The sequence below is a fragment of the Kitasatospora sp. NPDC127067 genome, from assembly GCF_042724755.1.
Taxonomy (GTDB): Bacteria; Actinomycetota; Actinomycetes; order Streptomycetales; family Streptomycetaceae; genus Kitasatospora; species Kitasatospora lactacystinica.
In genome coordinates this window covers 1-1,000 of the sequence record NZ_JBHXEM010000315.1, presented here as the reverse complement: position 1 = coordinate 1,000, position 1,000 = coordinate 1, and the positions used below count along the sequence as shown (strand labels likewise).

At 74.6% G+C, this 1,000-nt stretch carries 1 protein-coding gene; it reads left to right on the top strand.

Going from position 1 to position 1,000, the window contains the following annotated elements:
- The first annotated feature begins 675 nt into the window (after nt 1-675).
- Nucleotides 676-849, top strand: a complete 174-nt coding sequence (locus ACFWJ4_RS41680) for a thiazolylpeptide-type bacteriocin (RefSeq protein WP_359907940.1) — start codon at nt 676-678, stop codon at nt 847-849.
- Nucleotides 850-1,000 lie beyond the last annotated feature (151 nt).

Genomic DNA, 1,000 nt, shown 5'->3' with positions numbered 1-1,000 from the left:
GCTGCACTGACGGCCCCGGGCGGACGGAAGCCGTCCGGTCGGGGCCGGAAATCCCCGGTGGTGACGCTTCGTCAAATTCCCTGTGCGGAAAAAAGATCCGTGGGCCTCCCGTCCGGGCCGCCCCCTGCCTCGGGTGCCCCCGTGACCGTCCCGGGGGTCGACTCCCGTCCGAGGCCGAGGTCCTCCTCGGCGGCCATGAGGCCCAGCCGGACGGCACCCCGCCGGGCTGCCCTCCTCCGAGGCCGCCTTCACCCGCCTGGTGACCGCCGCGGCCTGCGCCGGCCGGACCGTCTAGGGTCCTGCGCCGGGAACTCGCTCACGACATGACGCGAGCCGTTCGAGGATCCCGTCGGCGGTCCTGGTCGAGGTGACGGGCAGGGTCCCCGTCCCGGCGAACCGCAATCGCCGACGGGGCGGGGATCCGTGAGCACTGGGGTTCCGCTTGAGTGGAAACGGTATTGAGCCGACCTGGCGCGGGCTCCGGCCAAGGTGGCGGTGGCCCGTACCGACGCCCGCCGCCCGCCGCCTAGAGTCGCCGTCGGGCGGTGCGAAGCCCGGGTCCGAGCGACCCGCGGGCGGCGCACCCACGGGGGGCCCGGCACATCCCGCAACATCTGATCGCAGGCCCGTCCTTCCGGTTCGACCGGCAGGCCTGCCAACGTGAGGGAGAACGCCATGTCCGACATCACCGCGTCCCGTGTCGAGAGCCTCGACCTTCAGGACCTCGACCTCAGCGAGCTGACCGTCACCTCGCTGCGCGACACCGTCGCGCTGCCCGAGAACGGCGCCTCCTGGGGCTCTTGTTCCTGCCAGGCCTCGTCCTCCTGCGCGCAGCCGCAGGACATGTAAGGAACAGCCCGAACCCGTCGGCCGGGCCCTTTGAGGCCGCGGCCACGGCGCCAGGAGGGACCCGGCGGCTGCCCCCGACGCGGCCGGGTCGGCCCGCGGCCCCCCCGGCAGCCCCCGGGCCCCGGGGCCAGTAGCGCGGGCCCCGTCGGGG

Coding starts and splice junctions, on each gene's coding strand:
- ACFWJ4_RS41680 (WP_359907940.1), top strand. CDS start 676: ATGTCCGACATCACCGCGTCCCGTGTCGAGAGCCTCGACCTTCAGGAC.